This is a genomic window from Bifidobacterium sp. LH_743 (assembly GCF_056355775.1).
The window spans coordinates 74,444-101,109 of sequence record NZ_JBKESZ010000003.1; the positions used below are offsets into that span (position 1 = coordinate 74,444).

Annotated in this window: 21 protein-coding genes; 10 read left to right on the top strand and 11 right to left on the bottom strand. The window is 59.6% G+C overall.

Translation table 11 applies throughout. The features are described 5' to 3' along the window. Nucleotides 1-61: 61 nt before the first annotated feature. From AC1ATL_RS05255 to AC1ATL_RS05285, 7 genes are read right to left on the bottom strand one after another with little or no spacing between them, the layout of a single operon-like run. Nucleotides 62-631: a DUF6466 family protein gene (locus AC1ATL_RS05255; RefSeq protein ID WP_476569061.1), complete on the bottom strand. Its 570-nt coding sequence runs from the start codon at nt 629-631 to the stop codon at nt 62-64. Further along, nucleotides 628-1,647: a VWA domain-containing protein gene (locus AC1ATL_RS05260; protein WP_476569341.1), complete on the bottom strand. Its 1,020-nt coding sequence runs from the start codon at nt 1,645-1,647 to the stop codon at nt 628-630. Before AC1ATL_RS05260 ends, AC1ATL_RS05255 begins: the two co-directional genes overlap by 4 nt. Next, on the bottom strand, nt 1,644-2,708 hold the full coding sequence (locus AC1ATL_RS05265; protein ID WP_476569063.1) for a vWA domain-containing protein: 1,065 nt from the start codon (nt 2,706-2,708) through the stop codon (nt 1,644-1,646). Before AC1ATL_RS05265 ends, AC1ATL_RS05260 begins: the two co-directional genes overlap by 4 nt. Then, nucleotides 2,708-3,229: a hypothetical protein gene (locus AC1ATL_RS05270; protein WP_476569065.1), complete on the bottom strand. Its 522-nt coding sequence runs from the start codon at nt 3,227-3,229 to the stop codon at nt 2,708-2,710. The genes AC1ATL_RS05265 and AC1ATL_RS05270 overlap by 1 nt, the downstream gene beginning before the upstream one ends. After that, a complete protein-coding gene (locus tag AC1ATL_RS05275) occupies nt 3,226-4,179 on the bottom strand; it encodes a DUF58 domain-containing protein (RefSeq protein WP_476569067.1) in 954 nt (317 codons plus the stop codon). Before AC1ATL_RS05275 ends, AC1ATL_RS05270 begins: the two co-directional genes overlap by 4 nt. Beyond that, nucleotides 4,176-5,243, bottom strand: coding sequence for an AAA family ATPase (locus AC1ATL_RS05280; protein WP_476569069.1), 1,068 nt, complete (start codon nt 5,241-5,243; stop codon nt 4,176-4,178). The genes AC1ATL_RS05275 and AC1ATL_RS05280 overlap by 4 nt, the downstream gene beginning before the upstream one ends. An 18-nt stretch (nt 5,244-5,261) precedes the next feature. Then, nucleotides 5,262-5,966 (bottom strand): uracil-DNA glycosylase, encoded by a 705-nt coding sequence (locus AC1ATL_RS05285; RefSeq protein WP_476569071.1) that lies wholly within the window; start codon nt 5,964-5,966, stop codon nt 5,262-5,264. Between the two features lie 156 nt (nt 5,967-6,122). Here AC1ATL_RS05285 and AC1ATL_RS05290 point away from each other — a divergent pair, with 156 nt between their 5' ends. Together AC1ATL_RS05290 and groL are read left to right on the top strand one after the other, a co-directional pair. Then, nucleotides 6,123-6,815: a LytR C-terminal domain-containing protein gene (locus AC1ATL_RS05290; protein ID WP_476569073.1), complete on the top strand. Its 693-nt coding sequence runs from the start codon at nt 6,123-6,125 to the stop codon at nt 6,813-6,815. A gap of 272 nt (nt 6,816-7,087) precedes the next feature. Then, nucleotides 7,088-8,707: a chaperonin GroEL gene (gene groL, locus AC1ATL_RS05295; protein WP_476569075.1), complete on the top strand. Its 1,620-nt coding sequence runs from the start codon at nt 7,088-7,090 to the stop codon at nt 8,705-8,707. A gap of 92 nt (nt 8,708-8,799) precedes the next feature. On the opposite strand, the gene AC1ATL_RS05300 is transcribed toward groL, so the two are convergent. Then, nucleotides 8,800-11,694, bottom strand: a complete 2,895-nt coding sequence (locus AC1ATL_RS05300; protein WP_476569077.1) for a choice-of-anchor A family protein — start codon at nt 11,692-11,694, stop codon at nt 8,800-8,802. A gap of 123 nt (nt 11,695-11,817) precedes the next feature. After that, nucleotides 11,818-12,108 carry a WXG100 family type VII secretion target gene (locus tag AC1ATL_RS05305; protein WP_432624372.1) on the bottom strand — a complete coding sequence of 97 codons (291 nt, stop codon included), beginning with the start codon at nt 12,106-12,108 and terminating at the stop codon, nt 11,818-11,820. A 79-nt stretch (nt 12,109-12,187) separates the two neighbouring features. Between AC1ATL_RS05305 and AC1ATL_RS05310 the strand changes: the two genes are divergently transcribed. From AC1ATL_RS05310 to AC1ATL_RS05330, 5 genes are all read left to right on the top strand, one after another. Further along, on the top strand, nt 12,188-13,081 hold the full coding sequence (locus AC1ATL_RS05310; protein ID WP_476569079.1) for a TPM domain-containing protein: 894 nt from the start codon (nt 12,188-12,190) through the stop codon (nt 13,079-13,081). Between the two features lie 4 nt (nt 13,082-13,085). Then, nucleotides 13,086-13,817, top strand: coding sequence for a response regulator transcription factor (locus tag AC1ATL_RS05315; protein WP_026646412.1), 732 nt, complete (start codon nt 13,086-13,088; stop codon nt 13,815-13,817). Nucleotides 13,818-13,832: 15 nt separating this feature from the next. Beyond that, a complete protein-coding gene (locus tag AC1ATL_RS05320; protein WP_476569343.1) occupies nt 13,833-15,674 on the top strand; it encodes a HAMP domain-containing sensor histidine kinase in 1,842 nt (613 codons plus the stop codon). Between the two features lie 150 nt (nt 15,675-15,824). Beyond that, nucleotides 15,825-16,217 carry a cold-shock protein gene (locus tag AC1ATL_RS05325; RefSeq protein ID WP_432624375.1) on the top strand — a complete coding sequence of 131 codons (393 nt, stop codon included), beginning with the start codon at nt 15,825-15,827 and terminating at the stop codon, nt 16,215-16,217. Nucleotides 16,218-16,221: 4 nt separating this feature from the next. Then, complete coding sequence (locus tag AC1ATL_RS05330) at nt 16,222-17,628, top strand: DUF3027 domain-containing protein (RefSeq protein ID WP_476569082.1); 1,407 nt, start codon at nt 16,222-16,224, stop codon at nt 17,626-17,628. Between the two features lie 88 nt (nt 17,629-17,716). On the opposite strand, the gene AC1ATL_RS05335 is transcribed toward AC1ATL_RS05330, so the two are convergent. Then, on the bottom strand, nt 17,717-18,724 hold the full coding sequence (locus AC1ATL_RS05335) for a universal stress protein (protein WP_476569084.1): 1,008 nt from the start codon (nt 18,722-18,724) through the stop codon (nt 17,717-17,719). Between the two features lie 140 nt (nt 18,725-18,864). On the opposite strand from AC1ATL_RS05335, the gene AC1ATL_RS05340 reads away from it, so the two are divergent. Further along, nucleotides 18,865-21,465 (top strand): ATP-dependent Clp protease ATP-binding subunit, encoded by a 2,601-nt coding sequence (locus AC1ATL_RS05340; RefSeq protein WP_476569086.1) that lies wholly within the window; start codon nt 18,865-18,867, stop codon nt 21,463-21,465. A gap of 240 nt (nt 21,466-21,705) precedes the next feature. Here the strand turns inward: AC1ATL_RS05340 and AC1ATL_RS05345 are convergent, their stop codons facing one another. Further along, complete coding sequence (locus AC1ATL_RS05345) at nt 21,706-23,133, bottom strand: DUF349 domain-containing protein (RefSeq protein ID WP_476569088.1); 1,428 nt, start codon at nt 23,131-23,133, stop codon at nt 21,706-21,708. A 114-nt stretch (nt 23,134-23,247) separates the two neighbouring features. Between AC1ATL_RS05345 and hisS the strand changes: the two genes are divergently transcribed. Both hisS and aspS read left to right on the top strand, forming a co-directional pair. Further along, nucleotides 23,248-24,639, top strand: a complete 1,392-nt coding sequence (gene hisS / locus AC1ATL_RS05350; RefSeq protein WP_476569090.1) for a histidine--tRNA ligase — start codon at nt 23,248-23,250, stop codon at nt 24,637-24,639. Nucleotides 24,640-24,685: 46 nt separating this feature from the next. Beyond that, nucleotides 24,686-26,485 (top strand): aspartate--tRNA ligase, encoded by a 1,800-nt coding sequence (gene aspS / locus AC1ATL_RS05355; RefSeq protein WP_476569092.1) that lies wholly within the window; start codon nt 24,686-24,688, stop codon nt 26,483-26,485. The last annotated feature ends 181 nt before the right edge of the window (nt 26,486-26,666 follow it).

The window sequence follows — 26,666 nt, forward strand, 5'->3', positions numbered from 1 at the left end:
TTGGAAAATCAACGAATATATGCCGACAGCATGGTGGATAACTTTGGTTGTGGCGTCCCTCTCACCAGGGTTTGGCCTGTGATGATGACTTGTCCGTGTTCTGTTTCGCGGCGGAACCGGTGTTATTCGCGTCCGAGTCGGATTGTGTGGATTGGGCGTTTTGCTTCAACAGCTCTTCCACTTTTTCGCGTTGCGCGTCGGTGAGCTTGGTGTCTTTCTTCGACTCCGAGCCGTCCGTCCGTTGTGCGTCGGCATTCGTATCGGAGTTGGATTGATTATTCTTGTCCGATTTGGCCTTTTCGATGATGGCTTTGGTGAGTTGGTCGGAGACACGGCTGTTATGGTCGATCGATTCACGCAATTGGGGCAACAGCAGTGCCCGCATCTCGCCGGCATCATCGAATTGGGCGTCCGTCTGCTGTTGCCGGACGCGCAGCTTGTCCCAATCGACATTGTCCTGTCTGCTGGTTTTGATGTTCTCCTGCAAAGACTGCGTGGCATGGTTGTAATTGCCGTTGGCGGCGAGGTTGACCACGGCTAGCAACGCGACCGCGCCCAATAGCACGGACAGAACGACCAGTCCGATGCGTATGGTCAGTGGAGCGCGTGACCTTTTCGGTGTTCCGTTCACAGCAGCCTCCTTGATTGCGCCATCCATGCCCCCAGCTCGCAGGCAAGCAGCAGGCCGGCCGCAATGGCCAAAGGCCACACGACGGCCACCGTTCTGGTGCGCCGTTTGTTCGTGCGTGTGACTCGCCACTTGTCGGGCGCCTCCTTGGACGCGCCATCCCGCATGGTATGGGAGTCGTCCAGTACCAGTGCGGTGCCGCTCATCTCATCGGCGATGGTTTTCATCTCCTCCGTGTTCATGCGCGACACGCCAGGTTGGCCGGTATCCGGGTCGGTCACCCATTGGTTGTCAGCGTCACTGGCACCGTCCACGGACAATGGGACATTGCCGCCCTGCTCGCTGCCGACGGCCACGGTGAACGCGTCTGACAGGTATCGGCGTAGCGACGAGAACGTACGTCGCGCCTTCGCCGCGGTCTGCTCGCCGTCGGAAATCAGGTACAGCACGATCGCGTCATCCGGATGCTGCTCGTGGATGGACTTGCATGTCAGCAGCAGTCGGTCGATCGGAACATCCAGCGTCGAGCCCGCGGACACGGAGGTCGCCTCCGGGGCGAGCGTATCCGCCCAGTTGCCGATCGCGTTCGAATCCGGGGTCAGCGGCACATCCAATGTGCTGGAAGCCCCGAACCGCAAGGCGGCGAAGCTGGAATTCGGGTAAAGGCCGGTGATGTCTTTCACCGCCTGTTTGGCCGCGTCAAGACGGCTAATCTGTTCGTCGGATCCGTATCGCGCGTCCTTGACCGCCATGGATCCGGTCACGTCGACGGCCACCACCACATCGGTGGCGTTCACCGCCCGGCTGTTCGTCTCGGCCACCATGCTGGGTGTCAGCGCCATGATGGAGACGAGTACGCATAGCAGCACGCGGCGGACGCATGACCAGACGGTCTCGTCGCTATCCGCGCGACGCCGGACGTGCAGCACGATCTGTGTGACGGCGCATGCCAGCATGACCAGGGCGATGACGGTGCCGACCGGCCATCCCAAAGCAGGGGAGAGCGTCAGATGGTTCATCGTCTCAACCTCCAAGTCAATGCCAGCCAAATCACCAGAACGATGGCCAATGCGAGCGTCCACCATCCCGGAGCGTCCGTTATCGCGGCCTTGTTCTTTGCCTGGCTTTCATGGTTTCTGCGTGATTCGATCTCCTTGACCAGCGAGGAGACGGATGCGCCGTCCGATTGGGTGAGAAACACTCCGTGGCGTGTCTCGATGGCGGATTTGAAATCCTTGGTGGTCTGGTCGGATTCGCTTTGTTTCGGTCCGGAGAACAATCCATCCACGGAGATTTTTGCCTGACGGGTCAGATCCAGTGCTTCGGTGAGCGTGTACGTCGGCTTTCCGGAAACGACGTTGTCGGTGGCGAGCACGATCGATGCCGCGCGTTGACGGCCGGCGTTCGTGGCAGTGGCGTTTCCGTAGGCGAATCCGGGAAGCATGGCTGCGCAGCTCACCACGCCGTCGCCGATCAGCGAGGTGGATTCCTTGCGGTTCTGCGTGCCCTCCAGCCAATCGGAGAGTGCCTGATAGTCGCTTTCCTTCATCTTGTCGATATCGTCTTGCGATTCGACGCCTTTGAGGATGTTGCTCGCCTTGTCGAGCTGCTTGGATACCAGCTCGTAATCGTCGGTCAGCGGGAAGACGGTGCGTGACGTCGAATTGAAGATGCTCAGTCCGATGCGTTCGCCTTTGAAATTGTCCACGAGCTTGCGATAGGTGTCGATGACCTCGCGGTCGTAGGGAAGCGTCGAGCCGGAAACGTCCAGACACAGTACGATGTCGCGGCTCGCGGCCTTCTCCTCGCTTTCATCGACGGTGCCGGGGCGTGCCGTCAGCGCGATGGCGAGCATTAGCGCGATCGCCAGCATGGCCGCCGCCAGCCGGGACAGAGTCCGCCATTGCCGGAAAAGCCTCGATGCTGATTCGGTATTGAGATCGTCGTCTAGGCTGAAAGTACGGGCGTGTTCATCGTCGTCTTTACGGCGTGACGCGCACACCAGCATGACTGCGACGATGGTGATTGACATTATGATGCCGGCCAAAGCGGCCCAAGGCCATTGCCATGTCAGTTGCATTACCGCCACCTTTCCACAAGATGGGCCACCCATTCGCCGGCCTGCTCGACAGTGGCGTCCTTGGCGATGCGGTTATGCTCGGCGTTCGCGAATTCCGGAGGATAAAACGCCTCGATGGTCTGCCTGAGCAACGTGAGATTCTGCTGGTTGCCGGTGGTCCGAGGCATCGCTTCGATATCGGTGAGCGTCCGGCTGCGCATGTCCGTTCCAGTCGCGGAGGACACGAAATCCCTGACCGTCGCCGCCAGCAGTGCGAAGGCCTCCTCACGCTCCAACTTGCCGGCGGCGTGACGTGAGACTATATCCTCGATGCGCTGATGCCATACGGATCTTTCGGCAGGTGCGTGACGACCGTGATCGTCGTTTCTGGGCGGTCTCGAACTCGGTTTGGACAGCCACGCCGTAAGCGCGATCAGGATGACGGCGCCCAGCAGACAGGCCACGATGGTGGCGATCAGGCCGCTTTCGAAATGAATCTGTCCTTTGACGGAGAGATTCATTTCGGCAAGGAGAAACGTCATACCTTGCCTCCCGGATTCGACGTGGATGGGATACCCGGCTGGTAACGCGTGGACCGTGCCACGGAGATGGAAACCATATGCACGAATTCATGGAACATGCGTTCGCTGGAATCGGAACGGATGACCGTCGAGCCGTAGCGGTTCAGCTCATGTCTGATGGCTGCCGCCAGATATTCGCGGTGCGTGCGTACTTGGCCCGCCGTCCGCGCGTTGCGCAGGAAAGCGGGGACGCGTCGTCCGCTTCGGCCGTCGACCACCGAGTCGGCGTGACCGGTGTCGAAGGGATTGATGGTGGCCACGTCGATAAGCACCATCGGGTGGGTTCTTGCGATGGCTTTGATATCGTGCAGGTGGCGCTCCTCCAGTGCATGCTCCTCGGTGGCGAGCACGATTAGCGCGTCTCTGTCGCGGATGCTCCGCGCGTACTCCAACAGCGCGTCGATATTGCGAGGTTTGTTCCAGTCACGTTGTAGCGCGGTATCCAGAGTCCGTTCGAATTGAGCCAATCCGCCGTTGAATGGCACGCGGGTTATGGCCGAGCTGTCGCCGAACACGATGGACACCTCATCGCTGCGACGCAGACTGAGCGCGGCGAACATACACAACGCGTTCGCCGCCACTTGATACGCCTGCTCTCCAGACGGACATGTGGCGGTCATCTCCTGGCCGATGTCGAGTAGAAGCCAGGCCTTCGACGTCGATGGACGTTCGCGTAGTACCACCATCGGACGGCCCACGCGGGCGCTGGTTTTCCAATCGATGCGCTTGGCCTCGTCACCGGGCTCGTAGGCATGGATGTCCATGACGTCGTCCGATCCGAAACGCTTGCTCGACGCATGCGCTCCTTCCAGAACGCCGAGTGCCTTGCGCACCGTAGGCAGGCTCATCGTGGTTCCAAGCGTTTCGATTTTCCTGCGGATCGGATTGTCGGAACGGATCTGGCCGATCATGGAACGGGAACCGCCTGGACGATCGAATCCACGACCTGGTCACTGGTGACGCCATCGGCGAGCGCTTCGAACGTCAGCAGTACACGATGGCGCAGCACTTCGTGGACGAAGGCTTTTACGTCTTCCGGAATGACGTAATCGCGTCCCTGCAGCAGGGCGTTTGCCTGTCCGATGCGGACCAGCGCGATGGACGCGCGTGGTGAGGCGCCGAGACGGACTAGGGAGGACAGGCCCTGCACGGGCTTGGTGCCGGCGCCTCGGGACGTGGCCGTGATATTGACGACGTATTGCATGATCGCGTCGGACACGTGCACGCGGCGGGCCGCGGAGCGCAGGAATTCGACGTCGCTGATGGAGACGGGGGTTCCGGTCAGGGTATTCTGGTCTACGGTGTCATAGCCGCGATGGGTGAGCATGGCGAGTATGCTCTGTTCCTCTTGAGGCGTCGGGTAGGTAAGCACGGTCTTCATCATGAAACGGTCCATCTGCGCTTCCGGAAGGTTGAAGGTGCCCTCCTCCTCGATTGGATTCTGCGTGGCGATAACCATGAACGGCTTTGGCAGTGCGATTCGTTGTCCGCCGATGGTGGTGGCGCCTTCCGCCATGGCTTCCAGCATGGCGGACTGGGTTTTCGCGTTGGATCGGTTGATTTCGTCCAGCAGCACGAAGTTGGCGTGGATCGGTCCGATTTGCGTGGAGAACTTCTGCGTGGCGAAATCGAAGACCTGCGTGCCGATCAGATCGGAAGGCATCAGGTCGGGCGTGCATTGCACGCGTTTGAACGAGCCGGATACGGAAGTGGCCAGCGTTTGGGCGGCGGTGGTCTTGGCCAGGCCGGGGACTGATTCGATAAGAATATGGCCGCCTGCCACCAAGGTGGTGATCAGGGATTCGCGAAGGTCGTCCTGTCCGACCAGGGTCTGTGCGAAACGGCTGCGAATCTGCGATCCGATGTTTTTGGCGCGTGCGATGTCTTCGGCCGACAGAGTGCTTGGTTTTGTGGTCGTCGGCATCGGGATGGGCGTTGGAATCGGAGCCGGTTTTTTAGGAGGGAATAAAGCCATGAGTGCTACCTTACCGGGTCAAGCTGACGGGAGAGCCCAGTCCACAGGCGTCTCTCCGGCTTCGATGAGCGCTTGGTTGGCGCGGGAGAAAGGTTTGGAACCGAAGAATCCGTATCGTGCGGACATCGGGCTGGGATGCGGTGATTTGATGATGAACGCGTTGGTCAGCAATGGTTCCAGCGTCTGGGCCTTGCGTCCCCACAGGATGGCGACCAAAGGCTTGATGTTGCCATCGGGGCCGCGGCGGTTGTTCAACGCGCTGATGGCCGCGTCGGTGACCTCTTCCCAGCCTTTGCCCTGGTGGCTGCCTGGTTTGCCGGGCTCGACGGTCAGGCATCTGTTGAGCAGCATGACGCCTTGCCGGGTCCAAGGTGTCAGATCGCCGTTGGCGGGCATGGGAACGCCCAAGTCGTCGGTCAGTTCCGCATAGATGTTCGCCAGGCTGCGTGGAATGGGCTTGACGTCCGGTGCGACGCAGAAGCTCAATCCCACCGGATGCCCCGGTGTAGGGTAGGGGTCCTGTCCTACAATCAGCACCTTGATGCTGTCGAACGGGATGGTGAATGCCCGTAGAATGTTCTTGCTTGCCGGAAGATACCGCCGTCCCGCCGCGATTTCCGATCGCAGGAAATCGCCCATGCGATGTACTTGGGGCTCCACGTCGGCAAGGGCTTGCGCCCATCCGGGCTCCACGAGTTCTTTCAATGGTTTGATATGGGTCATATTGTTCTACTGTACGACGGGCGGTGCGGCCGGCCGCGTCGATTTTCGCGAAACGACGTATGGGAGCGGGGTGTGGAATCGGTCGTATCGATTGTGGACTGACTGTACGGGTCGTTACACTGGGTGGTACAAGCGCAAGAAATGAGGTTGCAGAAAATGGCTAAACAGGGCAAGGAGACCTACGAATCCTACGCCAAGGATATGTTCGATAATCCTCCGGCCGGGCCGATGGGCGTGCATCGTGGCGCGCGTTCCACGGCGTCCCGAGCCATGCCGTATGTGATTGTCGTTGTCGCGTCCCTGCTTGCGGGCCTGTTGTTCTGGGGAATCTACTCGGGAGAGGCCGGCAACCTGAAGATGCCTTGGACAGCCAAGGAAAGCTCTTCCACTTCTTCCAGCTCCTCCACCAGTTCTACCAGCGCTGGCAAAAAGTCTGAGAGCAAGTCCGCGACGACGAACAAGAATACGGACAAGAACAAGGGTCAGGCCGGTGATTCGTCCGATGAGCAGTCGAATGATGCCACGGATTCCGACCAGAATGCCAATCAAAACTCCGATCAGGATGCCGAATCGAGCCAGAGCGTGAATCTGGGCACGCAGATTCGTGTGGTGAACGCCACCAATATCACCGGTTATGCCAAAAGCAAGGCGGATGCCCTGACTCAGGCCGGATATACCAGCGTGACCGCCGACAATCCGACGGGCAACGTCCCCAGCCAGACCGTGGTCTGGTATCAGAACGAAGCCGACAAGGCGACCGCGGAGAACGTCGCGCAGACCCTGAACATCACCAATGTCGAGCAGTCGAGCGCCTTGACCACTCCAATCGTCGTGGTGTTGCTGAACTGAAAACGCCGTAGTGATTTTGTGGGAGTCTCGCCCCGGTGGGGCGGGGCTCCTTTTGTTTTCCTTGGTCTTCCAAGGATTGTCGATTGTTTGGTCGGTGCTCTCATCTTGCTCACAGCGCAAAGATCGGCGTAGAGTTTGGCACTCTCGACCTGAGAGTGCTAATCTGCGAATTAGCACTCGACGAGTGAGAGTGATAACCGGCAGCTGACGGCTGGTTCTGATTGTCGCTCCGAAGGTGGAAACAGTACCGTGTAGCCATATGTGGAGGAACAATGGCAAAGATGATTGCATATGACGACGAAGCTCGTCAGGGAATGCTCGCGGGTCTCGACAAGCTCGCTGACACCGTCAAGGTCACCCTTGGTCCCAAGGGCCGCAACGTGGTGCTTGACAAGACTTATGGCGCTCCGACCATCACCAATGATGGCGTCTCCATCGCCAAGGAAATCGATCTGGATGACCCGTATGAGCGCATCGGCGCCGAACTGGTCAAGGAAGTCGCCAAGAAGACCGATGACGTCGCTGGCGACGGCACCACTACCGCGACCGTGCTGGCTCAGTCCCTGGTGCATGAGGGTCTGAAGAACGTCACCGCCGGTTCCAACCCGATCGCGCTGCGTCGTGGCATCGAGAAGGCTTCCGACGCCATCGTCAAGGAACTTATCGCAGCCGCCAAGGATGTCGAGACCAAGGACCAGATCGCTGCCACCGCAACGATCTCCGCCGCCGATCCCGAGGTCGGCGAGAAGATCGCCGAGGCTCTGGACAAGGTTGGCCAGGACGGCGTCGTGACCGTTGAGGACAACAACCGCTTCGGCCTGGATCTGGACTTCACCGAGGGCATGCGTTTCGACAAGGGCTACATCGCCCCGTACTTCGTGACCAATGCCGATGATCAGACCGCAGTGCTCGAAGATCCGTACATCCTGCTGACTTCCGGCAAGCTGTCCTCCCAGCAGGACGTGGTCCACATCGCCGAGCTGGTCATGAAGACCGGCAAGCCGCTGATGATCATCGCCGAGGATGTCGACGGCGAAGCGTTGCCAACCTTGATTCTGAACAACATCCGCGGCACCTTCAAGTCCTGCGCCGTCAAGGCTCCGGGCTTCGGCGACCGTCGCAAGGCCATGCTGCAGGATATGGCCATCCTGACCGGCGCCCAGGTGGTGTCCGACGAGCTGGGCCTGAAGCTCGACTCTGTCGACATGTCCGTGCTCGGCACCGCCAAGAAGGTCATCGTCTCCAAGGACGAGACCACCATCGTGTCCGGTGGCGGCTCCAAGGAGGACGTGGCTGCCCGCGTGGCTCAGATTCGCGCCGAAATCGAGAACACCGATTCCGATTACGATCGTGAGAAGCTGCAGGAGCGCCTGGCCAAGCTGGCCGGCGGCGTTGCGGTCATCAAGGTCGGCGCGGCCACTGAGGTCGAGGCCAAGGAACGCAAGCACCGCATCGAGGATGCCGTGCGCAACGCCAAGGCCGCCATCGAGGAAGGTCTGCTGCCGGGTGGTGGCGTGGCCCTGATTCAGGCCGCAGCCAAGGCCAAGGACGATGTCAAGCTCGAAGGCGACGAGGCCACCGGTGCCGCGATTGTGTTCCGCGCCGTCGAAGCTCCGATCAAGCAGATCGCCGAGAACGCCGGACTGTCCGGTGACGTGGTGATCGACAAGGTTCGCTCCCTGCCTGACGGCCAGGGTCTGAACGCCGCCACCAACGAGTATGAGGACCTGCTGGCGGCAGGCGTCACCGATCCGGTCAAGGTGACCCGTTCCGCCCTGCAGAACGCTGCTTCCATCGCCGGCCTGTTCCTGACCACCGAAGCTGTGGTGGCCAACAAGCCGGAGCCGCCGGCAGCCGCCACTCCGGCAGCCGGCGCCGACATGGGCTACTGATAGGCGATATCCGGTAGCCCCTGTCCTACGCGGATAGGTGTATAGGGTCCGTTTCTTCGATGCTGGGGAAACGGACCCTTTCCTTATTGACGTCAATGGCCGCTTCTCTGAGCATGTCGGTCGTTGATCGCAGATGCGCTGGAATGACGTCTCCGGGACACGAGCATCGCTCCGACGGCCACGGCTATAGTCGATATGCCGCCGCAGATCAATACGAGCCGTCCCATGCCGTAGGGGAATCCCGTCATCGGCAGAGTTGGCGGTTCGATCGCGCTCCACTGCTCCTCGTCGATGTCGATACCGAGCAGCGGTTCCAGCCCGAATGCCCCCTGTTGATCGACTATGCTCAGGTCGTACCAGTATCTGCCGCTCTTCCACGCTTCCCAGCCGAAATCCTCGGGAATGAATTCGGGACCTTTGCTGGTGCCGTGCGCTTGTGCCACGGTGTTTTTCGCGATGGAACGTTCCGCTTGGGAGCCCTTGGCGTCGGAACACCAATTCAATGTGCTGACGACCTGGAGTGAAGATACCGCTTCGAATTCCATGATGATGCTGTCGTACACGGCGTCGGCATCTCCCGCGTATCGGAATGTGTCCGCCGCCTTGGTCCGTGCCTGACGTGTCTCGGCAAGCACTTGGAATTGCTCCTCCGGATCCGTTCTGCCATCATGGGTCGCAGAGGTGGCGAGCGGCACCACCGTTCCGGACGTGTCCGTCACATCCGCGGGGTCGATGGACACGTCGAACCAATAATGCTCCGACTCACGCAGATTCTGATGCCAGTTTCCGGTGAAACCAAGGTCCGTCGGAACGAATTCGGGAGAATCGACCTTCACGGCGTCTTGAGGGGGTATGCGCGTATTCGAAACGGTTTTCGTCGAACGTGCGATTCCGTCTGGACCTGGATAATTCAGTGTGACGTGGATCGTTCTGACGATTATCTCGATTGTTCCGTTATTGATGAGGGAGACGGCGTCGGTGACCGCATTCGCGTTGCCGGTCGACGCGTCGTTCGGATCCGCCTTCGTCGTAAGTCCCAGCGGAAGCGCATCCGGCGAGATGACGAATCGTTCCGCATCATCGTTCGAGCCATCCAGCACAGCCGTTCTGCTGAGCGATGATCTCACGCCTTTGGACGCGTCGTCGATACTGATGCCGGCGCCTGATACATCAAACCAGTATTCGCCCGCCTCCCATGAGCCGAGACCAAGGTCTCCGGGAACGAAATCGGGACTTTCCAAGGTTATGGCCGAACCTGATTTTGGCACGGTCGCCGCGGCGAACGTCTTCGGACCGCTTCTCGAGATGTTTCCGGACGGGGTGCGATACGACAACGTCACGGACAGTCCCGTCACCTGCAGGTCGAATATCGTCGTTCCTTGGCCGTTGGGGCCTGTGGAACGCAGTGTCAATGTGTCGTGGACGGCTTCGTCTCCGGCGTATGACGCCTGTGAGGCTTCCGCGCGGGTGGTTCCGTGCAACATGAAACGTTGCGGTTCGTCGAAGCCGATCCATGGGGCATTATGATGCTCCCATACGTTGAAGTCGAGGTTTCCGCCGATCAGAAGTCGCCCGTTGGTGTCCGCGTAATCGGTCATGCTGCCGTCCGGCAGAAGGATGGAGCCGGGAAACAATGATCCCTTGCCCAGCATAGTGCCGTACACATCGTTGCCGGCCGTCACTCCGTAACCGTTTTTGTTCAGCGTTCCATGCGAATAATCGAGTTTCAGATATGCGACATCAGGGTAGTTCCACATGATGCGGCTGGCGACATCGCGGAACCTCGACCAGGAATCTCCACGGGTGTTGATTGTGGTGGAATGGCTCTCGCCATTCATCCAGACGCGCCACCCGGGACTCCAGGTCCGTTTCCCGGATCCGGACACGTTGATGACGATGGCCTGACCGTCGGGAAGATTTCTGAAATCAAGACTCCACTGGTTGACACCGTAGGCAGTTTCCGCCGCCTTGAGTGCATTCAGATCAAAAGAAAACACCTGTTTTTCCGGATTACCGGTTCCTTGGAACACGATGCGTCCCTCATTGCGGATCGACACGGCATAATCGTCGAAGAACACATGCGCGTCCTCGTCGGGAGCCTTCTCGAATGAGACCATGCCGTTCGTGGCAAGCGACGCAAGCTGGCGGCTTAATGGTCTGAGGGTCGTATCGACGTAATCGTTATAGTCGACGACGCCGCCTTTCCCGTCGATATCAGCCTTCAATGCCTCGGTTTTGCCGAGACTGTGCGTGATTTTTGCGGTCGAGGGCAAATCCGGGTATGTCCATGATCGGACCTGGGAGGCATCGGCATCCCATCCTAGGTCCGTCATATTGCCGTGCGTGGCAAGATACAGGGGCTTGTGGCCGTTGGAATTGATTTCTTTGCCGTTGCCCCACGCCATTTTGCCTCCGAACCGTGCCGATCCGCTGACCCATTGTGGATGTTCCCCGGTGTGGTTGCGGAATTCGCCGCCCACGGTGACCATATCGGCGCCGGCCGGAGGATTGAACCCCATGCCCCACATAACCTTGCCGGCGAGGAGGCTTTCCGGCATGTGCCGTTCGATGGATAGGTCGCCGTCGACGACGATGCTTCCTTCCGTCTCGACATTATTGTGGTAGGTCATGTCGCCTCCCACGTAGATGCTGGTGGCCGGGTCTTCGATGTCATGCACTCCGCTGACGATCTGGCCTTCGGCGAGAATGCCGTCCATACTGCTCGACGGGGATTCTCCTGCTTCGGCGTCTGATTGGTTCGGCTGTTCGAGATTCGATTTCCTGGTCGCCTTCCTAGTGGAGTCCGCGACGTTTTGGATGGTGGCTCCGAATGATGGAACGGCTTGCGAATCTGGACGGGATGTTTCCTGTATGGTGGTTGTGGCCCGGTGCGGTTGTTCGGCATATGCGTTGCCGTTCATTGCCATGGCCAGTGTGGCCAGTCCCACGATGCAGGCCAGGATTCTGGTACGTGGACGAAGATTCATCGTAGCGTCTTTCTGTATTGGTGGTGCTATTGGCGGTACGGCATCCGACCCGACGTCCTGTATTGGCGGCGGAACGTTCCGTGGCGGACACAGGACGACGGGTCGGTTTGGAAAAGTCCTGGATTATTGGGCGAACAGACGCGATGCCTGCATCTCGGTTTCCGAATACAATGCGGACGCTTGCGTCAGCGCGCGTTGGATCGATTCGAGGGATTGCTCCATCTGCTGTTGCGCCGCGCGCCACTGCTCCGCCACTGCGGTGAACTGCGTCGCAGCACCGCCACGCCAGACGCTCTGCAGGTTGTTGAGATTGCCGTACATCCCCTGCACGGCCTGTCTGATTGACTGGATGGAAGCGTTCACGGCAGCGCTGGAGGATTGGATTTGCTCGCTGTCGACTTGATACTGGGGCATGATGGTCCTTTCGTCGTCGGTTGATTGTTTCCCACCGTGCGGTCTTGGGTTGGCGCAACCGAACGGTACAGTGGACGATATGTCTTCAGTGAACGTGTACGACGGAAAAACCGGGGTTGTGGTCGGAGAACCTGCGAATTCGTGGTCCAACGGCGTGTCGTGGAATCGCGATGGTGCGGAGAAATGTTGGAAAAAAGCGGTTTGCGCACTGATTGTGGGCATCTTCGTCCTGTTCATGATGCTGTGGATAACTCCGATGGGATATGCGGATGACGATGATGCCGATTCGGGCGTCACGGCCACGGAGAACATCACCGACACGCAGAATCTGCTTGGATCGAACGTCTCCGAAATCACGGATGCCATCAACAGAACGAAGAAGGAGACCGGCGTCACCGTCCGTCTGGTGTATCTGGACAGTTTCAATGCCAACGGAAAGCCTGACAAATGGGTGAGTTCGCTGTTGGAATCGCTCCATCCGAAACCGAATACCGTGATGCTGGCCGTTGCTTCGAGTGATGGCAATCTGGTGGTGGCCGTGTCTTCGAATTCCGAGGAGTGGTTGAGAAGCAAATCCACTGTGGACGCGCTTTCCGATGCCGCGCAGAAGCCTTTGATGGAAAGCGATCCCGATTGGGCGAAATCCGCCACCGATATGATGGACCAGATCGCAGTGCAGAAGAAGACCTCCACCTCTTCCAAAACAGTCTGGTTCAGTGTGGGGATCTTCATCGGCGTGCTGGCACTGCTGGTGGTCGTTCTGGTCGTGTTCCACATATTGCGGAAGAAAGGCGTAATCTCACGTCGACGCAAGGGACGTCATAGCCGCCATGACGCCGTCTCCGAAAGGGAACGGCCGGTCAAGGTGTGGGGAGACGATTCGGAGGAAAAGACTGACGGAAACCATGCTGAAGCATCAACACAAGATTCAGAATCCGTTCAGGAAACATCCAGCGAAGTGAGTGATGCTTGAAGTCATGAGCAAGCCTATTGAAGCATCCATTGTCGTTGTCGATGACGAGCCGTCCATCCGCGAACTGCTGGTGGCGTCCCTGCATTTTGCCGGCTTCGAAGTGAACACCGCGGCGTCAGGTTCCGAGGCCATCGAAGTCATCGAGAAGATCCAGCCCGATCTGATCGTCTTGGATGTGATGCTTCCTGACATCGATGGTTTCACCGTGACCCGTCGTATCAGGCAGGAAGGCATCACCACGCCTGTGCTGTATCTAACCGCCCGTGACGATACTCAGGACAAGATCATGGGGCTGACTGTGGGCGGCGACGACTATGTGACCAAGCCGTTCAGCCTCGAGGAGGTCGTGGCTCGTATCCGCGCTATTCTGCGTCGCACCCAGGAACAGGTCGAGGACGATCCGATCATCCGCGTGGGCGACCTTGAAATCAATGAGGATTCGCATGACGTATCGCGCGCGGGTCAGCCGATCGAGCTGAGCCCGACGGAATACAAGCTGCTTCGGTACCTCATGGACAATGAGGGGCGCGTGCTGTCCAAGGCGCAGATACTTGACCATGTGTGGCAATACGACTGGGGCGGGGATGCGGCCATCGTCGAATCGTACATCTCCTATCTGCGCAAGAAGGTCGATGGCATCGTCGTGGAGGATGAGAACGGCGAGAAGCACAAAGTGACTCCGCTCATCGAGACGAAGCGTGGCATCGGCTATATGATCCGCGCTCCCAAGAACTAACCTTCCATCATGATTATGGATTCCAATCCTCCATCCGCCGGCACCGTCCCCAACTCTTCGGTGGCTCCTCCTCCCGCGCGGCCTCCTCGTTCACTGCCAAAGCACGGAAAGCTGTGGAGCCGTTTCACCCGCAGAGTCCAGGCGATCCCACTGAGCACGAAACTGGTCACCTGCATCATCGTGCTGCTGACCATCGGAACCATCGGTATCTCCTTTTCCATACGGACATTGGTGGGCAACTATCTGTTGCAGAAGACCGATACTCAGCTGATCAACCAAGCCCAGCTGATCTTCAACAGCATGGATTCGCTTGGCAGCGACAGCGGCGATGACGGGCGAAGCCTCATGAACACGTATTACGTGGAGGTGAGGGATAGTGAGTACCGGAGCACGGGCGTGGGGTCGGTGCCCATGCTCCGTGATGGAGTGGTTTCCGAACCGAGTCTTCCGGCGGATGGCAGCATAGATGGCGTCACGCTTGGACAACCGTTCACGACGCGTGCGGTGGTGCATGTCACCACAAGCCGCAATCCCGACCACGCCATTATGCAGGAGGCCCAATCGCCTTGGCGTGTCGTAGCATTGCCGTGGAGTGAAAAGACGCGGGCCGGACAGGTCAAGGACAGGGGCATCGTGTTCATCGGATTGTCATTGAGCGACCAGATAGACACGGCCGATACGCTGACGAGGTTCTGCGCGATGGTCGGTATCGCCGTGGTGCTGATCGGCGCGATACTCGGAACCATCCTGGTGCAGGGAACGCTCGCGCCATTGAAACGCATCGAGAAAACCGCGGCGAAGATTGCGGCGGGGGATTTGAGCCAACGTGTGCCGGATCTGCCGGAGAACACCGAGGTCGGTTCGCTCTCCGTGTCCTTGAACACCATGCTGGCGCGCATCGAGGAAAGCTTCCACGCGCAGGAGGAGACCACCGAGAAGATGAAGCGGTTCGTCTCGGACGCCAGCCATGAGCTCCGTACTCCGCTTGCCGCTATCCACGGATACGCGGAATTGTACAAGATGCAGCGCGATATGCCGGGAGCGTTGGAACGTGCAGACGAGTCCATCGCGCATATCGAGGCGTCCAGCGCCCGTATGACGGTTTTGGTGGAGGATCTGCTGTCCTTGGCTCGACTGGATGAGGGCCGCGGCATCGACATCACGCAGCAGGTGAAATTGACCTCCGTGGTGAAGGACGCCGCCGACGACTTGCACGCCCTTGACCCTGAACGTGGCATCTCATGCGGACAGGTGGTCCTTCAGTCCGGAACGGATTTGGGCAATCCGACGAGATTGGCGTTCAGGAAGGGGGACATGCCGCAGATTGTCCTCAAAGGTGATGCGTCGCGCTTGCGTCAGGTGGTCACCAACATCGTGGGCAACATCCATCGTTACACGCCGACGGATTCCCCGGTGGAGATCTCCATGGGGGTGCTTCCCGCATCGATCAGCCCCGAATCGCTGTCCCGTATGCCGTCCAACGAGCAATCGCTGCGCCATCTGATTGAGGCTATCGAAGTGGGGCAGTCGATGCAGGTTGGCATGAACTACGCGATTGTGCGGTTCAGCGACCACGGTCCCGGTGTGCCGCCGGAGGCTCGGTCGAAGATCTTCGAGCGGTTCTACACCGCCGATCCGTCACGTGCGAGGCAGAAGGGAGGCACCGGTCTCGGTATGGCGATTGCGCAATCCGTGGTCAAGGCGCATCATGGTTTCATCTGTGCGTCGGGTAGCGACGGAACCGGATTGACCCTGACCGTGGTGCTGCCTGTCGCACCGGTCGAGCCGAAGCCTCAGCCGGCGCCGCCGGAAGACGGCCACAGGAATGAGAAGTGGAATCGCAAAGCGAAGAAATAGGCTTTCCTTGCTTTGCTGTCCGATGGGAACAACGCAGGGGATGGGCGTATAGCCCACCTCTTGCGCTAGACTGTATCTTTGGTTTGTTATTGGCGGATGGCGTTTGACCATTCGCATGAAGGTATGTGATTAGCGAGTAGTGAGGTGACAATGCCTAGCGGACGTGTTCGTTGGTTCGATGCGAACAAAGGCTATGGATTCATTCAGACGGATGAGGGCGCGGATGATGTGTTCCTCCCCGCGGCCGCCCTTCCCGAAGGCGTGAAGACACTACGCAAGGGGGCGAAGGTCGAGTTCTCGGTGGTGGACGGTCGTCGTGGACCTCAGGCTATGGGCGTGACGTTGGTGGCGTCGGCTCCGTCTTTGGTCAAGGCCACGCGTCCGAAGCCGGACGACATGGCAGCCATCGTGGAGGATCTCATCAAGCTGCTGGATTCCGCAGGTAACCAGTTGCGTCGCCACCATTATCCTTCGCCGTCCGAGAGCAAGAAGCTCGCCGTGCTGATGCGCGCGGTCGCCGACAACTTCGACGTACAGGATTGATTTCATGTCCGATACCACAATGGAACCCAAGTCGATCGCCCGGGCGGTAGCCGTCGCCGTGGCTGACGAGGAAGGACAGGTCGGCGACTTCGTGGAAGCCATTGACCTGGAGGACGGCGTCACCGATTTCCGCTTCGAAGCACATGTGCGTGGCTACGAGGGTTGGCAATGGTCCGTGACGATGTACCATGACGTCGAATTGGACCATTGGACCGTCAATGAGTCGTCCTTGGTGCCGACCGATGAAGCGTTGCGTCCGCCGAAATGGATTCCTTGGAAGGATCGCCTCGAGCCGGGTGATCTGGCGGTGACTGATTCGATCGGCACCGATCCGGACGATCCCCGGATGGAGGATGGCTTCCGCAAGACGCGGCAAGACGCGTCGGAGAATTCCGATGCGGACGATGACACGTCGAATGGGGCACCGGATGACGGTCGCGCCGCGGATCAGGAAACGGCTCCGGACGTGAAAGAGGATGACGGGACCGTTCAGGGGACGGGAACGGCGGACAGCGTGGAATCGGATGGCCAATCCATGACATCCGAAGAGGATGTCGATGAGGCCGTCGAGGAATTCGATCTGTCCCGCAGGCATGTGATGACTCCGCTTGGTCGTTCCCAGACCGCGAAGCGTTGGTATGAGGGCCCCCATGGGCCGAAATCATTGTCCACCAAGACCTCGGACGGCAATCCCTGCTCCACGTGCGGATTCTTCATTCCCCTGAAAGGCGAGTTGAATCTGCTGTTCGGCGTATGCGCCAACAAATGGAGTCCGGATGATGGCAGGGTCGTGTCCGTCGATCATGGTTGCGGAGAGCATTCCGAAATCGCCCCGCCAGAGCCTTCGCATCTGTGGGTGCAGTCGAAGCCCGCGTTCGATGACATGCACATCGATATCATCGCGCAGGCGCCTCGAGACGAGCGTGGATCAGTGGAACTTATCGAAAGCCTTTCCTCGGACGATGAACATAATCCGAATGAGGATGAGGAAGGCTCTGAGGCCGATATCGAAGCCAATACCATCGACGACGACGCAAGCCAGGAGGAGGTCATCGAGCACACGTCGTCCGATGATGAGCCCGAAGTGGAGGCTACCGTCGAAATCGACGGGAACGGGTCGGATTCGACGAAGGATTCCACGCAGACGGACGACGGAACTGATACGGCGTCCGAATCCGAAGACGCCGCTGCACATGAGCCCGTTGTCGTCGAAAACGCTCCTGAAGACACGATCGGGAAAGCGGAGGAAGCCTCTGAATCGGAGCCGGAGCAATCACCGATTCCGAATCCGCTGACTGAACCTGAATCCGAAAGCGGAAACTCGACTGAAACGGCTCTCGATACCTCGGACGCCGAAGATGAGACTCCGGTCGAGGAGCAACAAACCGTGCAAGATGAGGAGACGGAATAGTCGTCGACGCGTCCTGTCGACACGTTCATAAGGAAGGCCGATGTCCGGAATAGGGATATCGGCCTTCCTTTATCTCGTCGGTATGGGATCAATGTACGACGGTGACCGTGCAATCGGCGAAATTGATGATCTGCTTGGACACTGATCCAAGGAAATGCGCATCCAATCCGGACAATCCACGCGAGCCCACCACCAGATGGCGTGCGTAACGGGAGGCCTCGATAAGGCCCTTTGCGGCGGAGATATGGAATGCGTGCGATTCAATCCGGAAATCGTCGGGAATGTCCTGTGCCGGAACCTGCACCGAATCGAGAAGCTCGTCGAGCATGCGTTCCGCGTACTCCTGACCGACGGCGATAGGAGCCACGGCGTTCTCGTACCCCTTGATGGTGCCCAGGTCCTTCAGCTGCCAGCAGAACATGACCTGCAGCGGAGCATGGTGCAGCGCGGCGAATTCGATGGCGAAACGCAGCGCATGTTTGGAAATCTCCGAACCATCGACGCCGACGACCACCGGACGCTGGCTATGCGGCAGGGGAGAGCCGGGCATCTCATAGGAGACCGTCTCATCGGCGGGTGTGAGCGCATTGGCGATGGCGTCCTGTACGGAAGCCTCCTCGTCATCGAGGATGCGGACCACGGTGACTGGCACTTTCGCCTCCTCGGCGAGGGATGCCGAAAGGGAACCCAGGAACCATCGTGCCACGCGGCCTAGCGAGCGGCGTCCGACGACGATCTGTTGGGCGTCCTTGCCGATCTCCAACAGTGCGGACGTACCGGTGGCTTTGACGGAAGTGAGGGTGACGCGGTCCTTGTCAATCGTCATGCCTTGCGAGGCTTGAACGACCCACTCCCGTAGACGTCGGGCGATGTCGTGACGCTTCTCGGCCCATTGCTCCTCGTCTTCCGGTTGGGAACCCGTGTCCCATGAATGGGACCATGCGTAGACCGCATTCACTCGTTGGCCGGTCAACGACGCCTCGCCGAGAGCCCAGCGCAGCGCCGCGAAGGATTCGTCGGAGCCGTCGACGCCGACGACGATGTCGCCTTGACGTGTGTCCGTCGCATCATTCGATTGTAGGGTGGTGTCGCTCATTGTGGTGACCTCCTTGGTCGTTGCCATAGCTCAAGCATATCCGTTCCTTTGCGTTCACAGCGCAATTTACGCGCCGTTGGAATAAACGTCACTGTGAATCGGTAGAGTGTTGAAGGACTAACAAGAGTGGAAGGACAAGCATGTTCGAACGGTTTACCGACCGTGCGCGGCGCGTGATCGTGCTGGCGCAGGAAGAAGCTCGTACCCTCCAGCACAACTACATCGGCACCGAGCATCTGCTGCTCGGCCTGATTCGCGAGGGTGAAGGCGTCGCAGCCAAGGCGTTGGCCTCGAAGGGTGTGACTCTGGACGACACCCGCAAACAGGTCGAAGAGATGATCGGCAAGGGGAATGCGTCGCCGAACGGCCATATTCCCTTCACTCCGCATGCCAGGCAGGTGTTGGAGCTGTCGCTGCGCGAGGCGTTGCAGCTGGGGCACAGCTATATCGGCACCGAGCATATCCTGCTCGGTCTGATTCATGAGGGCGAAGGCGTCGGCACGCAGGTGCTGATTAAGATGGATGTCAATCTTGGCGAACTGCGCAGCGCCACCATCGATTTGATTCGTGGCAATTCCAGCGATGGCAAGAACGATGGCAAGGGCGAGCTCGCCAATGCCGGAGGTGTTCAGGATCGGCGTAATCAGACCGGTTCCGCGATTCTCGATCAATTCGGACGCAATCTGACCGCCGAGGCTGCGGCCGGAAAACTCGATCCTGTGATCGGACGCTCCAACGAGATCGAGCGTGTGATGGTGGTGCTGAGCCGCCGCACCAAGAACAACCCAGTGCTGATCGGCGAACCCGGCGTCGGCAAGACCGCCGTCGTCGAGGGGCTCGCGCAGAAAATCAACGCGGGCGATGTTCCGGAGACGCTGAAAGGCAAGCAGGTCTATTCCTTGGATCTCGGATCCATGGTGGCCGGTTCCCGATACCGCGGTGATTTCGAGGAACGCCTGAAGAAGGTTCTGAAGGAAATCAAGACGCGTGGCGACATCGTGCTGTTCATCGATGAGATTCATACCATCGTGGGCGCCGGCTCTGCCGACGGCGCATTGGGCGCTTCCGACATGCTGAAGCCGATGCTGGCCCGCGGCGAACTGCAGACCATCGGCGCGACCACCACCGACGAGTACCGCAAGTACATCGAGAAGGACGCCGCGCTGGAACGTCGTTTCCAGCCGATCCAGGTCCATGAGCCGACCATCGCCGAGACCATTGAGATTTTGAAGGGTCTGCGCGAACGGTACGAGAATCATCATCATGTGACGATCACCGATGGCGCGTTGCAGGCGGCGGCCGAACTGTCGAGCCGTTACATCCAGGACCGTCATCTGCCGGACAAAGCCATCGACCTGATCGACGAGGCCGGTGCGCGTCTGCGTATCCGCAGGCTTACCGCGCCTCCGGAATTGAAGGAACTGGACGCCAAGGCGGCCAGACTGGCCCAGGAAAAGGACCAGGCCATCAAGGACCAGGATTTCGAGAAGGCGGCCGAACTGCGCGACAAGCAGGAGAAGGTCGAGGCTGAGCGCAAGGAGAAGGAATCCTCCTGGCGTGAAGGCGAATCCGATGTGAAGATGGTGGTGGATGAGGATGTCATCGCTGAGGTGATCTCCCAGACCACGGGCATTCCGGTGTTCAAGCTCACCCAGGCCGAATCCAAGAAGCTCATGAGCATGGAAAGCGAACTGCACAAGCGCATCATCGGCCAGGACGAGGCCGTGTCCGCGCTGAGCCGCTCCATCCGCCGTGCTCGTGTCGGTCTGAAGGATCCGAAGCGTCCCGCTGGTTCGTTCATCTTTGCCGGTCCGACCGGCGTCGGCAAGACCGAGCTGGCCAAGGCGCTCGCCGAATTCCTGTTCGACGATGAGGACGCGTTGATCCGTGTGGACATGTCGGAATTCTCCGAGAAGTACGCGGCCTCGCGTCTGTTCGGCGCGCCTCCGGGATACGTCGGATATGAGGAGGGCGGCGAGCTCACCGAGAAGGTGCGTCGCAAGCCGTTCTCCGTGGTGCTGTTCGACGAGATTGAGAAAGCCCATCCGGATATCTTCAACACGCTGCTGCAGGTGCTGGACGATGGCCATCTGACCGATGGACAGGGACGCAAGGTGGACTTCAAGAACACCATCATCATCCTGACCACCAACCTCGGCACGCGCGACATCGCCAAGGCGGCCAACACTGGTTTCAACCTGGGTACGAACACCGAGTCGAGCTACCAGCGCATGAAGGAACAGGTCTCCGCGGAACTCAAGCAGCAGTTCCGTCCGGAATTCCTGAACCGTCTGGATGACATCATCGTGTTCAAGCAGCTCACAGAGCCGCAGGTTCGCCAGATCGTTGATCTGGACGTCAAGCAGCTCAATGATCGCCTGTTTGACCGCCATATGTCGCTCGAACTCACCGATGCGGCCAAGGATCTGCTCGCGCAGAAGGGATTCGACCCACTGCTCGGAGCCCGTCCGCTGCGTCGTGTGATTCAGCGCGACATTGAGGACGCCATTTCGGAGAAGATTCTCATGGGTGACCTTGAGGATGGCCAGCGTGTGAAGGTCGATGCCGAAGGCGAAGGCATCCTAGGGGAGTTCACCTTCACCGGCGAGGCGTTCGAGGAACCGGAATCCACGGATCAGACCAAGGCTTCGGAGGAATCCGCCGAGCCGGTGCGGCAGGAAGCGTCGCCAGTGACGGTCGAATCCGCGGAACCGACTGATTCCACGTCTTCTCAGGAATGATTTCATGTTTGCCGGACGATGTGTCCGGCAAACAGTGAGGGCCGTTGGTCTTATGATGACCTATATTCATGAGATCAACGGCCCTCACTCGTGTCTACATGCACTATTGCTTTCACAGCGGTGCCCATGCACACTGTCCGGTCGATAGCGCCGATATGAATAAGCGGGTCGTCGCTCATGATCATGAGCGACGACCCGCTTATTCCGTTGCGTTGGTTTCCGCTGTACCGCCTTGGAAAACTACTTGATGGCGTTCAGCCACTGTTCCTTGGTGGCTTTCTCAGCCTCAAGCTTGGCCTTCTTCTTCGAATCGGACTCGGCGGCGATCTTCGCGTCAAGCTCCTCGAGCTGGGCGTTCAGCTGCTCTTCGAAGGAGTTCTTACGGGCGTCGGCTTCCGGATCGGACTGCTTCCAAGCGGCATCCTCGACGGCCTTGATCTGCTTGTCTACGGCATCAAGACGGCTTTCGATGCGGTGGACCTCGTCTCGCGGAACGTATCCGATCTGATCCCATTCCTCTTGGATGGCGGCCAACGCCTGACGGGCCTGCTTGGCTTCCTTCTCGTCCTTGACCGGCACCAGAGCCTCGGCCTTGGTCAGCAGCTCCTCCTTCTTGGCGAGATTCTCCTTCTTGGAGGAGCTGATCTGCTCGCGATCGGCCTGACGGGCGTTGAAGAAGGTGTCAGCCGCCGCACGGAAGCGTGCCCACAGCGCGTCATCGTCACGACGGCCCGCACGGCCAGCCTTCTTCCAACGATCCATAAGCTCGTTGAACTTGCGGGAGGTCTCGACCCAGGCGGTGGAGTCCTGGATCTGTTCGGCCTCGGCGATGATGGCCTCTTTCGCGGCCTTGGCGGCGTTGCGCTCCTCATCGCGGCCTTGGGCCCACTTGCGGCGGGCGCTGTTGAAGGTGGTGCGTGCGGAGGAGAAGCGTGCCCACAGCGCGTCCGCATCGGACTTGTTGAGACGGACACTGTTGCGCTGATGCTCCTGCCACTGCTGGAACAGCGAACGGAACTTGTCTGCGGTGGAACGCCAGTTGGTGTTGTCTCCCAAGGAATTGGCCAAGGCTTCGGCCTTTTCCACAATTGCGGTGCGTTCCGCCAGCGCCTTGGCGACAGCGGCCTTATGCGCTTCGCTCAGCTCGTTCTTCTTGGCCTCTCCGGCCTCCTTCAGCGCGGTGAACTGGGTCTTGAGCGCCTCGAGGTCGCCGACGACGGCCGGCTGCTCGGTCTCGGAGGAGAGGGTCTTGAGGGTCTCATCGATCTCGTGGCTCTTCACGTTGTTGGACCTGAGCCTATTGGCGAACAGGTCGAGCTTGGCCTTCAGATCCAGATAGCGGCGTGCGTACAGTGCCAGGGCCTCTTCCTTGGAGGCATCTGGGAACTGTCCGACCTCGCGTTCCCCTTCTCCATCCTTCACAAACACCGTGCCGTCATCGGCGACACGACCGAAAGCCTCGGCCGCCTTGACATCTTCTTCGGAGAATCCGGTGGCCGCCGGTGCGCGCTTCGGCGCCTTCTTGGCGAAGGCGGCAGGACTCGGCGCATGCGGTTTCATGGCCGCTGGGCTCGGGACGGCCGGTTTGCTGGCCTGGGTCGCGGGCGTCGCTGCCTGCTCGTTGGTTTCGGTGGTGTTTTCGGACGCGGTGACATTCTCGTCGGCCATGGCCAGCTCCTTACGTAAGCTTCATGTAGTGCAGGGGCAACGGTCGATGACGCCGTCTTCCAAACCTTGAAAAACGCGCGGCATTTTCCGTAACCTCATTTATTATAGAGAACCGTGGCTAAAGGTGCATCTATTTCAGGATTTCCAGAGTGGCTCCCCTCTGAGCGTGTTGTGGAGCAGCGTGTCATCGACACGCTCCGTAATGTATTCGAGCTGAATGGTTTCATAGGCATTGAAACCCGTGCGGTTGAGCAGGGTTCCAGCCTGCTCAAGAAAGGCGAGACCAGCAAGGAAATATACCTGCTGAGCCGTCTTCAGGAGGTCGGACATGAATCCGACACTCCGATTGAGGACCGTCTTGGTCTGCACTTCGATCTGACTGTTCCGCTGAGCCGTTATGTCGTCGAGCATTCCGGCGATTTGGCGTTCCCGTTCAAGCGTTGGCAGATTCAGAAGGTCTGGCGTGGCGAGCGTCCGCAGGAAGGTCGTTTCCGTGAGTTCGTTCAAGCCGATATTGATGTGATCGGCAACGGCGATCTGCCCGACCATTACGAGGTCGAGCTCCCGCTGGTCATGGTATCGGCATTGGAGCGCCTGCGCGAGTTCGGTCTGCCGAAGGCCACTGTGCATGCGAACAACCGCAAGCTTTCCGAAGGCTTCTACCGCGGTCTGGGACTTACCGATATCGAAGGCGTGCTGCGTGAGATCGACAAGCTTGACAAGATCGGCGCCGACGAGGTGGCCAAGCTGCTGGTCGAGGGTTGCGGCGCCGACGAGGGGCAGGCCCGTGCATGCCTCGAGCTGGCAGAGCTGACTGCGGCCGACGGCAAGGAACTGTCCGAGAAATTCGATGCGCTGTGCTCCAAGCACGGCATCGCGGCCGATTCCGACGCTTACGTGCTGGCCCGTCAGGGTCTTGACACTTTGGCGATGATCGTGGATGAGGCGGCACGCATTCGTCCGGGCTCCGTGATCGCGGACCTGAAGATCGCCCGAGGTCTGGATTATTACACCGGTTCCGTGTATGAGACCTTCCTCGACGGCGCCGCGGCTTTGGGATCCATCTGTTCCGGAGGCCGTTACGACAACCTCGCCTCGCAGGGCAACAGGAAGTACCCGGGCGTGGGCCTGTCCATCGGTCTGTCCCGTCTGGTCTCCTATATGCTGCACACCGCAGGCGCCCACGCCAACCGCGTGTCCCCGGCGTCCGTGCTGGTGGCCGTGTGGAACGAGTCCGATCGTACCGCCTCCAACCTGATCGCCAACCAGCTTCGCGCCCGTGGCATCGCCGCGGATGTGGCCCCGACCGCTGCCAAGCTCGGCAAGCAGATCAAGTATGCCGACAAACTCGGCATACCGTATGTCTGGTTCCCGGCGGACGCTTCCGCGGAAGGCGCACAGGACGAGGTCAAGAACATCGTTACGGGCGACCAGAAGCCGGCCGATGCACGGTCTTGGGAGCCGGATACTGTGTATGCCCAGCAAACCGTTACCGTTGAAGCCTGACATTGCAGGACTTCGCAAATCAAGAGGATTAAGGAATAGGGGAAGCATGAGCCAGACGGCTTACAGAACACATCATGCAACCGAAGTGACCGAAGATCTCGTCGGCCAGAAGGTGACGCTCGCCGGTTGGGTGGATCGTCGCCGTGACCACGGTGGCGTGGCATTCATCGACCTGCGCGACAACACCGGTCTGGTGCAGGTCGTCATCTACGACGAGGAGATGGCCCGTCCGCTGCGTTCCGAGTTCGTGATCCAGGTCGTCGGCGAGGTTCGTCTGCGTCCGGATGGCAACGAGAACGAGCATCTGGCCACCGGCAAGATCGAGGTCGTGGCCGAAAGCATCAAGGTGCTGGCCAAGTCCGACGCGTTGCCGTTCCAGGTCTCCACGGCGCTCGAGAATGAATCCGAGAACAAGCTTCCGGGTGAGGACGTCCGTCTGAAGTACCGCTACCTTGATCTGCGCCGTCCGTCCATGCAGCGCAATCTGAAGCTGCGCGCGCAGATGTCGAAGGCGGCTCGCCACGCTTTGGAGGAGATGGGCTTCGAGGAGATCGAGACTCCGACCATGATCAAGTCCACGCCGGAAGGCGCCCGCGACTTCGTGGTGCCGGCTCGCCTGGTGCCGGGATCTTGGTATGCCCTGCCGCAGTCCCCGCAGCTGCTGAAGCAGTTGCTCATGGTCTCCGGTGTCGAGCGCTACTACCAGCTGGCCCGCTGCTACCGCGACGAGGATTTCCGTGCGGACCGTCAGCCCGAGTTCACCCAGCTCGATATGGAGATGGCGTTCGTGGACCAGGAGGACGTGATGGCCATGGCCGAGAAGGTTATCGCGGCCATCTGGAAGTCCGCCGGATACGACATCAAGCTGCCGATTCAGCGCATCACCTGGCAGGATGCCATGGACAAGTACGGTTCCGACAAGCCGGATCTGCGCTTCGGCAACCCGCTGATCGAGCTGACCGATTACTTCAAGAACACTCCGTTCCGCGTGTTCCAGGCTCCGTACGTCGGCGCCGTGCTCTTCAAGGGTGGCGCGGCCACGCCTCGCCGTCAGTTTGACGCATGGCAGGATTGGGCCAAGCAGCGTGGCGCCAAGGGTCTCGCCTATGTGGTCTTCGCCGAGAACGGCGATCTCAAGGGACCTGTCGCCAAGAACCTTTCCGAAGAGGAGCGCAATGGCCTGAAGGAAGCCGTCGGTGCCGAAGACGGCGATGCGGTGTTCTTCGCGGCCGGCCGTCGCACCTCCTCCCAGGAGCTGCTGGGTGCCGTGCGCGTCGAGCTCGCCCGTCGCGCCGGTCTGCTCAAGCCGGACGATTTCGCCTTCACTTGGGTTGTGGACTTCCCGCTGTTCAAGCCGACCGACGATCCGGATGACGACGATGTGGCGGTCGGCCACTCCAAGTGGACCTCCATGCATCATCCGTTCACCATGCCGTCCAAGGATTGGATCGACAAGTTCGACAAGGATCCAGAGCACGCCATGTCCGATTCGTACGACATCGTGTGCAACGGCAACGAGATGGGCGGCGGCTCCGTGCGTATCCATCGTGACGACATTCAGGACCGTGTGCTCGACGTGCTCGGCATCACTCCGGAAGAGGCGAAGGACAAGTTCGGCTTCCTGCTCGAGGCCTTCAAGTATGGCGCTCCGCCGCACGCGGGCATCGCCCTCGGTTGGGACCGCACCGCAGCCATTCTGGCAGGTGCCGACTCCATCCGCGACGTCATCGCCTTCCCGAAGGCTGGCGGTGGCCGTGATCCGCTGACCGGCGCCCCGGCTCCGATCTCCGCCGAGCAGCGTGCCGAGACCGGTGTCGATTACGATCCGGATGAGGATGAGGACTGATAGTCTTTCTGCCCGAAAACGAATGAAAACGTCCGTGCGCGATTGGCGTGCGGACGCTTTTTTGTTCGTGATTCATCCGTAAAACGATATGTGCCGTCTCACATTCTGGGCAAAGTGAGACGAACGGACGGCTGGGAAACATAAATTTCCCATTTGTTTTCTATACTGCCCGTATGTCTGA

What these genes read in the sequence shown, in the direction of transcription:
- AC1ATL_RS05300 (WP_476569077.1), bottom strand. Translation starts at nt 11,694, where the DNA reads ATGAATCTTCGTCCACGTACCAGAATCCTGGCCTGCATCGTGGGACTG.
- AC1ATL_RS05260 (WP_476569341.1), bottom strand. Translation starts at nt 1,647, where the DNA reads ATGAACCATCTGACGCTCTCCCCTGCTTTGGGATGGCCGGTCGGCACC.
- AC1ATL_RS05290 (WP_476569073.1), top strand. Translation starts at nt 6,123, where the DNA reads ATGGCTAAACAGGGCAAGGAGACCTACGAATCCTACGCCAAGGATATG.
- AC1ATL_RS05270 (WP_476569065.1), bottom strand. Translation starts at nt 3,229, where the DNA reads ATGACGTTTCTCCTTGCCGAAATGAATCTCTCCGTCAAAGGACAGATT.
- AC1ATL_RS05265 (WP_476569063.1), bottom strand. Translation starts at nt 2,708, where the DNA reads ATGCAACTGACATGGCAATGGCCTTGGGCCGCTTTGGCCGGCATCATA.
- aspS (WP_476569092.1), top strand. Translation starts at nt 24,686, where the DNA reads ATGAGCCAGACGGCTTACAGAACACATCATGCAACCGAAGTGACCGAA.
- AC1ATL_RS05285 (WP_476569071.1), bottom strand. Translation starts at nt 5,966, where the DNA reads ATGACCCATATCAAACCATTGAAAGAACTCGTGGAGCCCGGATGGGCG.
- AC1ATL_RS05275 (WP_476569067.1), bottom strand. Translation starts at nt 4,179, where the DNA reads ATGATCGGCCAGATCCGTTCCGACAATCCGATCCGCAGGAAAATCGAA.
- AC1ATL_RS05320 (WP_476569343.1), top strand. Translation starts at nt 13,833, where the DNA reads ATGGATTCCAATCCTCCATCCGCCGGCACCGTCCCCAACTCTTCGGTG.
- groL (WP_476569075.1), top strand. Translation starts at nt 7,088, where the DNA reads ATGGCAAAGATGATTGCATATGACGACGAAGCTCGTCAGGGAATGCTC.
- AC1ATL_RS05340 (WP_476569086.1), top strand. Translation starts at nt 18,865, where the DNA reads ATGTTCGAACGGTTTACCGACCGTGCGCGGCGCGTGATCGTGCTGGCG.
- AC1ATL_RS05310 (WP_476569079.1), top strand. Translation starts at nt 12,188, where the DNA reads ATGTCTTCAGTGAACGTGTACGACGGAAAAACCGGGGTTGTGGTCGGA.
- AC1ATL_RS05345 (WP_476569088.1), bottom strand. Translation starts at nt 23,133, where the DNA reads ATGGCCGACGAGAATGTCACCGCGTCCGAAAACACCACCGAAACCAAC.
- AC1ATL_RS05330 (WP_476569082.1), top strand. Translation starts at nt 16,222, where the DNA reads ATGTCCGATACCACAATGGAACCCAAGTCGATCGCCCGGGCGGTAGCC.
- AC1ATL_RS05315 (WP_026646412.1), top strand. Translation starts at nt 13,086, where the DNA reads ATGAGCAAGCCTATTGAAGCATCCATTGTCGTTGTCGATGACGAGCCG.
- AC1ATL_RS05305 (WP_432624372.1), bottom strand. Translation starts at nt 12,108, where the DNA reads ATGCCCCAGTATCAAGTCGACAGCGAGCAAATCCAATCCTCCAGCGCT.
- AC1ATL_RS05325 (WP_432624375.1), top strand. Translation starts at nt 15,825, where the DNA reads ATGCCTAGCGGACGTGTTCGTTGGTTCGATGCGAACAAAGGCTATGGA.
- AC1ATL_RS05335 (WP_476569084.1), bottom strand. Translation starts at nt 18,724, where the DNA reads ATGAGCGACACCACCCTACAATCGAATGATGCGACGGACACACGTCAA.
- AC1ATL_RS05280 (WP_476569069.1), bottom strand. Translation starts at nt 5,243, where the DNA reads ATGGCTTTATTCCCTCCTAAAAAACCGGCTCCGATTCCAACGCCCATC.